4 protein-coding genes and 1 pseudogene are annotated in these 7,340 nt (G+C 74.8%); 1 reads left to right on the top strand and 4 read right to left on the bottom strand.

The window, feature by feature from the left end:
- Nucleotides 1–47: 47 nt before the first annotated feature.
- From ACSNOH_RS31920 to ACSNOH_RS31905, 4 genes and pseudogenes are all read right to left on the bottom strand, one after another.
- Nucleotides 48–1,004 (bottom strand): annotated as a pseudogene (locus tag ACSNOH_RS31920) (ABC transporter permease); the annotation flags it as partial.
- A 1-nt stretch (nt 1,005) separates the two neighbouring features.
- Complete coding sequence (locus tag ACSNOH_RS31915; RefSeq protein ID WP_436724939.1) at nt 1,006–2,574, bottom strand: sugar ABC transporter ATP-binding protein; 1,569 nt, start codon at nt 2,572–2,574, stop codon at nt 1,006–1,008.
- Nucleotides 2,575–2,603: 29 nt separating this feature from the next.
- The gene (locus ACSNOH_RS31910; protein WP_436724938.1) at nt 2,604–3,605 is read right to left on the bottom strand and encodes a LacI family DNA-binding transcriptional regulator; all 1,002 of its coding nucleotides are present in this window, start codon (nt 3,603–3,605) and stop codon (nt 2,604–2,606) included.
- Nucleotides 3,606–3,736: 131 nt separating this feature from the next.
- Nucleotides 3,737–6,154 carry a phosphoketolase family protein gene (locus ACSNOH_RS31905; RefSeq protein ID WP_436724937.1) on the bottom strand — a complete coding sequence of 806 codons (2,418 nt, stop codon included), beginning with the start codon at nt 6,152–6,154 and terminating at the stop codon, nt 3,737–3,739.
- A gap of 354 nt (nt 6,155–6,508) precedes the next feature.
- On the opposite strand from ACSNOH_RS31905, the gene ACSNOH_RS31900 reads away from it, so the two are divergent.
- Nucleotides 6,509–7,324: a SigB/SigF/SigG family RNA polymerase sigma factor gene (locus ACSNOH_RS31900; protein WP_436724936.1), complete on the top strand. Its 816-nt coding sequence runs from the start codon at nt 6,509–6,511 to the stop codon at nt 7,322–7,324.
- Nucleotides 7,325–7,340 lie beyond the last annotated feature (16 nt).

Below are 7,340 nucleotides of genomic sequence, written 5' to 3'. Positions count from 1 at the left end.
CACGAGGCCCCGCCTGTCCCGCCCCGCGCGCCCCTTCATCGCGTGCCCCGGCGGCGCAGCGTGTCCAGCAGCACGGCCAGCGCGATCACCAGCCCAGTCGCTACCTGCTGCCAGAACGCCGACACGCTCAGCAGGTTGAGGCCGTTGCGCAGCACCGCGAGGATCAGCGCCCCGATGAGCGTGCCCGACGCCTTCCCCGAGCCGCCCGACAGGCTCGCCCCGCCGATCACGACGGCCGCGATGGCGTCCAGCTCGTAGCCCACCGCGGCCTGCGGCTGCGCCGACGTCAGCCGCGCGGCCAGCACGATGCCGGCCACGGCCGCGAACAGCCCGGACAGCGCGTAGATGACGAGCTTGCTGCGCCGTACGCCGATCCCCGACAGCCGGGCCGCCTCCTCGTTGCCGCCGATCGCGAACATGGCGCGGCCGGTGTACGTACGGGCCAGGATCAGCGCCGCGAGCGCTCCCGCCGCGGCCAGCACGAGGACCGGCACCGGCAGCCGGCCGCCGAGGGTGCCGCCGAGCCCGCCGAGGGCGGACGGGAAGGGGATGGGAGAGCCCCCGGAGATCACGAGGGCCAGGCCCCGGGCGACCGAGAGCATCGCCAGGGTCGCGATGAAGGCGGGCAGCCTCCCGTACGCGACGAGCGCGCCGGACACCAGCCCCGCCGCCGCGCCCACGGCGAGGCCGAGCAGCAGCGACAGCCAGACCGGCAGGCCCTCCTTCGTCGCGCACCACGCCACGACGGTCGCCGACAGGGCGGCGACCGAGCCGACGGACAGGTCGATGCCCGCCGACACGATCACGAACGTGACGCCGAACGCGAGGATCGCCGTCACCGACGCCTGTGCGCCCACGTTGAGGAGGTTCTGCCCGTTCAGGAAGTCCCGGGACAGCACCGCCATCACCACGACCAGGGCGATCAGCCCGCCCAGCGGGCCGTTGCGGAGCACCGCCCGCGCGAACCACTGCCCGGGGGCGCCCCTCCCGGGCGCCCGCAGCACCTCAGCCTGCACCGGAGCCCTCCATCGCGCTCGCCTCGTACGTGCCGCCGTCGTTCACCGGCCGCAGGGCCAGCTCCATGACCGCGTCCTGCGTGGCCCGTTCGCCCGCCAGCTCCCCGGCGATCCGGCCCTGGGACATCACCAGCACCCGGTCGCTCATGCCGAGCACCTCGGGCAGGTCACTGGAGATCATCAGCACGGCGTGGCCCGCCGCCGTCAGCTCGTTGACGAGCCGGTAGATCTCCACCTTCGCGCCGACGTCGATGCCGCGCGTCGGCTCGTCGAGGATCAGCAGCCGGGCCCCGGCCAGCAGCCACTTGCCGATGACGATCTTCTGCTGGTTGCCGCCCGAGAGGGTGCGCGCCGTCTGCTCCAGCCCGCTCATGCGCACCTTCAGCCGCTCGGCGATCGCAGCCGCCCGCCGCCGCTGGCCGCGCCGGTCCACGAACCCGCCCCGGGTGTCCCGCTCCAGCCGGGCCAGGGTGAGGTTGTCACCGAGCGAGGCGTCCATCAGCAGACCCTGGCCCTTGCGGTCCTCGGGAACGAGCCCGAGCCCGGCCCGCATCGCCGCGCGCACGTCGCCGCGGGGCAGGACCCGCCCGCAGGCCTCCACGCTCCCGGCGTCGTAGCGGTCCGCGCCGAACAGCGCCCGCGCCACCTCAGTACGGCCCGCGCCCACCAGGCCCGCGAGCCCGACGACCTCCCCGGCCCGGACGTCGAAGGAGACGTCGCGGAAGGCGGGTTCGCGGGTCAGCCCGCGCACCCGCAGCAGCGGCGGCCCCGGTTCGGCGGGCCGCTCGCGCGGGTACTGGTCGGCGATGTCGCGGCCGACCATCAGGCGGATCAGCTCGTCCTCGTCCGTCGTGGCGGGCACCTCGGCCACCGAGCGGCCGTCGCGCAGGACCGTCACCCGGTCGCCGAGCGCCGCGATCTCCTCCAGGTGGTGGGTGATGAAGACGATGCCGGTGCCGCTGTCGCGCAGCTCGCGGACGATGCCGAAGAGCGTGCCCGTCTCCTCGGCGGTGAGCACCGCCGTCGGCTCGTCCATGATCAGGATGCGGGCGCCGAGGCTCAGGGCCTTGGCGATCTCCACCATCTGCAGGCGGGCGACGCCGAGCTCCGACACGGGAGCGGCGGGGGAGACGTCCAGGCGCACGCGGCGCAGGAGTCCTGCGGCCCGCGCCCGCATCGTGCGCCGGTCGACCAGCCCGAGGCGGGTGCGCGGCAGGCGGCCCAGGAAGATGTTCTCGGCGACCGTCAGGCCGGGCACGAGGGTGAACTCCTGGTAGATGGTGGCGATGCCCAGCCGTTCCGCGTCCTGCGCGGAGCGGACGGCGACCTCGCGGCCGCCGACGAGGATGCGGCCCGCGTCGGGCCGGTGGACACCGGCGAGCACCTTGATGAGGGTGCTCTTGCCGGCGCCGTTCTCGCCGAGGAGGACGTGCACCTCGCCCGCGCGCAGCCGTAAGGAGACGCCGTCCAGGGCGCGGACGCCCGGGAACGCCTTGGTGACGCCCTCGGCCCGCAGCAGCTCGCGGCCGTCCGGCGCGGCATCGTGGGCGCCCGTCATGCGCTGCCCCCTTTCCTGGTCTCCTGGTGTCAGTGGGCTGCCGGTTCGCCGCACGAGCGGCGCTTGACGAGCCGGGCGGGCAGCAGGACCGACGGGGGCTCGCGTCCCTCGATGCGCTCCAGCAGCGTGCGCACGGCGGCCTCGCCCAGCGCGCGCGTCGGCTGGGCGACGGCCGTGAGCGGCGGGTCGAGGTGGGCGAACCACGCCACGTCGTCGAAGGCGACCAGCGCCACGTCGGAGGGCACGCGCAGCCCGCGCGCCCGCACCTCGTCCAGGGCGCCGAGCGCCATCAGGTTGTCGGTGGCCAGCACGGCGTCCGGCGGCTCGGGAAGGTCCAGCAGGCGCCGCATGACCTGCCGGCCGCCCTCCGGGCGCAGGTCCGGCGAGGCGCCGGTGCGCTCCGGCGGCAGGGCGATGCCGTGGGCGGCGAGGGCCGCCCGGAACAGCTCCAGGCGCTCGTCTCCTACGGGCGTCCCGGCCGGCGCGACGATGACGGCCGGCCGGCGCCGCCCCAGCGCCGCCAGGTGCGCCGCGAGCTCCGTCAGCGCGGCCCGGCCCTCCGCCCGGACGCACGGGGCGTCGACGCCCGGCACCGTCCGGTCGAGGAGCACCAGCGGCGTGCCGGCGCCGGCGGCCTCGCGCAGCATGGCCGATCCGGTGCCCGCGGAGCTGACCAGCAGGCCGTCGATGCGCCGGTCGAGGAGCGTACGGATGTGGTCGTCCTGCTGCTCCGTGCTCTCGCCGGCGTTGCCGATGATCAGGCTGTACCCCAGCCGCCGGGCCTCCTGCTCGACGGCGTCGGCCAGCTCGGTGAAGAAGGGGTTGCGCAGGTCGCTGATGACGAGCCCGAGCGTACGGGTGCGGGCGGTGCGCAGGGCGCGGGCGACGCCGTCGGGCCGGTAGCCGAGCTCGGCCACGGCGGCCAGCACGCGCTCGCGGGTCGCGGCGACGGGGGAGCGGCCGTTGAGGACGCGGGAGACGGTGGCGACGGAGACGCCGGCCCGCTCGGCGACGTCCTTGATGTTCGCCATCGCGCTGCGCCTCCCGCCCCGGTCGTGCAATCGGTTTCATGCCGTTGCTGCGGGTCAGGTAATCGATTACACCGCGGCGGCGTCAAGACACCGGTGACGTAAGGCACATCACACGCGCATCACACAGCACGTCACCCCTGCCAGCTCCAGTGGGCCACCTCCGGCATGTCCACCCCGTGCTCGCGGATCCACGCGTGGTGCCGCGTCCGGGCGTCCGCCATGGCCTGCCGTACGGACGCGGCGCGCACGCCCAGGCCCGGGACGCGGTCGATGACGTCCATGACCAGGCGGTAGCGGTCGAGGTCGTTGCGGACGACCATGTCGAAGGGGGTGGTCGTCGTCCCGGCCTCCTTGTAGCCGCGGACGTGCAGGTTGGCGTGGCCCGTGCGCCGGTAGGCCAGGCGGTGGATCAGCCACGGGTAGCCGTGGTAGGCGAAGACGACGGGCCGGTCGGTCGTGAACAGCGCGTCGTACTCCCGGTCCGGCATGCCGTGCGGGTGCTCCTCCCGCGGCAGCAGCCGCGTCATGTCGACCACGTTGACGACCCGCACGGCGAGCTGGGGCAGTTCGTGGCGGAGCAGGTCCGCGGCGGCCAGCACCTCCTGGGTGGGGACGTCTCCGGCGCAGGCCAGGACGGCGTCCGGGGGCCGGTCGCCGGTCTCGGTGCCTGCCCACTCCCACACGCCTGCGCCGCGGGCGCAGTGCGCGCGGGCCGCGTCCAGGCCGAGCCAGTCGTAGCAGGGCTGCTTGCCGGCGACGATCACGTTCACGTAGTCGCGGCTGCGCAGCACGTGGTCGGCCACGCACAGCAGCGTGTTGGCGTCCGGGGGCAGGTAGACGCGGACGACTTCGGGGGACTTGTTGAGGACGTGGTCGACGAAGCCGGGGTCCTGGTGGGAGAAGCCGTTGTGGTCCTGGCGCCAGACGTGCGAGGTCAGCAGGTAGTTGAGGGAGGGCACGGGGCGGCGCCACGGCAGGGTCCGCGCCGTCTTGAGCCACTTGATGTGCTGGTTGACCATCGAGTCGACGATGTGGACGAAGGCCTCGTAGCAGGAGAACAGGCCGTGGCGGCCGGTGAGGGTGTAGCCCTCCAGCCAGCCCTGGCAGAGGTGTTCGGACAGCACTTCCATCACCCGGCCGTCGTGGGCGAGGTGTTCGTCCGTCGGCAGCCGCCCGGCCTGCCAGGCGTTGCCGGTGGCGGCGTAGAGGGCGTCGAGCCGGTTGGAGGCGGTCTCGTCCGGCCCGGTGACGCGGAAGTTCCGGCTGCCGGCCGTGCCGGCCATGATCTGGGCCAGCAGGCCGCCGAGGACGCGGGTCGGCTCGTGCAGGGCCGTGCCGGGCTTGTCGACGGGCACCGCGTAGTGCTCCAGCGGCGGAACGGGCAGGGAGCGGGTGAGCAGGCCGCCGTTCGCGTGCGGGTTCGCGCCGAGCCGCCGGTCGCCCTCGGGCACGCAGGCGAGGACGGCGGGGCGGGGGCGCCCGTGCTCGTCGAAGAGCTCCTCGGGCCGGTACGAGCGCAGCCACTCCTCCAGCTGCCGCAGGTGGTCCGGGTTGTCGCGGACGCCCGGGAGCGGCACCTGGTGGGAGCGCCAGGTGCCTTCCACCGGCAGGCCGTCGACGTCCGCGGGGCCGGTCCAGCCCTTGGGCGTGCGGAGCACGATCAGCGGCCAGTGCGGGCGGTCGGTCACACCGTCCTCGCGGGCGGCGCGCTGGGCGAGGGCGATGTGGTCCAGGGCCCGGTCCATGGCGCGGGCGAGGGCGCGGTGCACCTCCATGGGGTCGTCGCCGGTGACGTGGATCGGCTCGTGCCCGTAGCCGCGCAGGAGCTTGTCCAGCTCCCCCTCGGGCAGCCGGGCGAGCACCGTGGGATTGGCGATCTTGTAGCCGTTGAGGTGCAGGACGGGCAGGACGGCGCCGTCGTGGACGGGGTCGAGGAACTTGTTCGCGTGCCAGGAGGCGGCCAGCGGGCCGGTCTCGGCCTCGCCGTCGCCGATGACGCAGGCCACGAGCAGGCCGGGGTTGTCGAGGGCGGCACCGTAGGCGTGGGCGAGGGAGTAGCCCAGCTCGCCGCCCTCGTGGAGCGAGCCGGGGGTCTCGGGGGCGACGTGGCTGGGCACGCCGCCGGGGAAGGAGAACTGCCGGAACAGCCGCTCCATGCCGTCGGCGTCGCGGCTGACGTCCGGGTAGACCTCGCTGTAGCTCCCCTCCAGCCACGCGTTGGCGAGCACGGCGGGGCCGCCGTGCCCGGGCCCCCAGATGCAGACGGCGTCCAGCCCACGGGCCTTGACGACGCGGTTGAGGTGGGTGTGGATCAGGTTGAGGCCGGGGGAGGTGCCCCAGTGGCCGAGCAGCCGGGGCTTGATGTGCTCGGGCTCCAGGGGAACGGCCAGCAGCGGGTTGCTCAGCAGGTAGATCTGGCCGGCGGCCAGGTAGTTGGCGGCGCGCCAGTGGGCGTCGAGCGCGGTCAGTTCGGCGGCGGAGGGCCCGTCCGGCTGCGGGCCCGCGGGCCCGTCCGTCCCGGGTCCGGTGCGGTCGGCGTGCTCGGGCATACGGCCTCCTCGGGACGCGGTGCCGGGTACCCGCCGCCGGGCGCCCCAAACGCCCGCCGGCCGGGCACGGGACACGCTGCCGGCCGCGGCGGCGCGCGCGTAGGGCCGGTCCGGCCAGCTTGGACGACCTGCCGGGCCCGACACGTACGGTCACGAATCGTCGGCGCCGAGTCGCGCAACCGGCCCGCCCGGGTGATCCTGAGGCACGTGGCCGGCCTCCCGGCCGCCGCCCCGCGGCCCGCGCGGAGGCGTTCCGCCGACCTGTTTGCCCATGCCCGTCAAGGGCAGCCGCAACTACCGGAAGGTGCTTCCGGCCGGCAGGCACTCCTTTTGCCCAGGAGGAGGACTGTGACGATGGACCGGACGACGACCGCGGACCGGACGACGCGCCGTCGCCACCGCGACGCCCCCGACACCGCCGCCTCCTTCGCCCGCCTGGCGGAGCTGCCGGACGGCGCCGAGCGCGACCGGCTGCGCCAGGACGTCATCGCCGCCTGGCTGCCCATGGCGGAGCGCATCAGCCTGCGCTTCCGCAGCAGCGGCGAGAGCCCCGCGGACCTGCGGCAAGTGGCGGCGCTGGGGCTGGTCAACGCCGTGGACCGGTACGACCCCCGGCTCGGCCACGCCTTCGAGACCTTCGCCGTGCCCACGATCGTCGGCGAGCTCAAGCGGCACATCCGCGACCACGCATGGTCGCTGCACATACCCCGCCGCGACCAGGAGCTCCGCACGGCCGTGCGGACCGCGCAGACGGCCCTGGGCCAGCGCGACGCCCGCGCCCGGCCCAGCCCCGCCGAGCTGGCCGCCGAGTGCGGCCTGTCGGAGGACGAGGTGCTCCGGGGCCTGGCCGCCGAGGGCGTGCACAACACGCTGTCGCTGGACCACCCCGTGCAGGGCGCGGGCGACCTCCCCCTCTCCGACACCCTCGGCGGGGTCGACCCGGCGCTGGACCTGGTGGTCGACCGGCAGGCCCTCGAACCGCTGCTCAGAGCCCTCACCGAGCGCGAGAAGTACGTCCTGTACTGGCGGTTCTTCGGCAACCTCACCCAGAAGCAGATCGGTGCGCGGCTGGGCGTCTCCCAGATGCAGATCTCCCGCATCCTCAGCCGGACCTGCGCACGGCTGCGCGAGCAGCTCCTCGCCCCCGCCGGGACCCCGGCCACCGGCTGACCCGGCCCCCTCCTCC

Origin of the sequence: Streptomyces sp. URMC 127 (assembly GCF_051386535.1) — a bacterium.
GTDB lineage: Bacteria > Actinomycetota > Actinomycetes > Streptomycetales > Streptomycetaceae > Streptomyces.
This window is presented reverse-complemented; position numbering and strand designations above follow the sequence as displayed.

Bases quoted from the DNA above. Each gene is read 5' to 3' on its own strand.
- ACSNOH_RS31905 (WP_436724937.1), bottom strand. From the start codon at position 6,154: ATGCCCGAGCACGCCGACCGCACCGGACCCGGGACGGACGGGCCCGCG.
- ACSNOH_RS31900 (WP_436724936.1), top strand. From the start codon at position 6,509: ATGGACCGGACGACGACCGCGGACCGGACGACGCGCCGTCGCCACCGC.
- ACSNOH_RS31910 (WP_436724938.1), bottom strand. From the start codon at position 3,605: ATGGCGAACATCAAGGACGTCGCCGAGCGGGCCGGCGTCTCCGTCGCC.
- ACSNOH_RS31915 (WP_436724939.1), bottom strand. From the start codon at position 2,574: ATGACGGGCGCCCACGATGCCGCGCCGGACGGCCGCGAGCTGCTGCGG.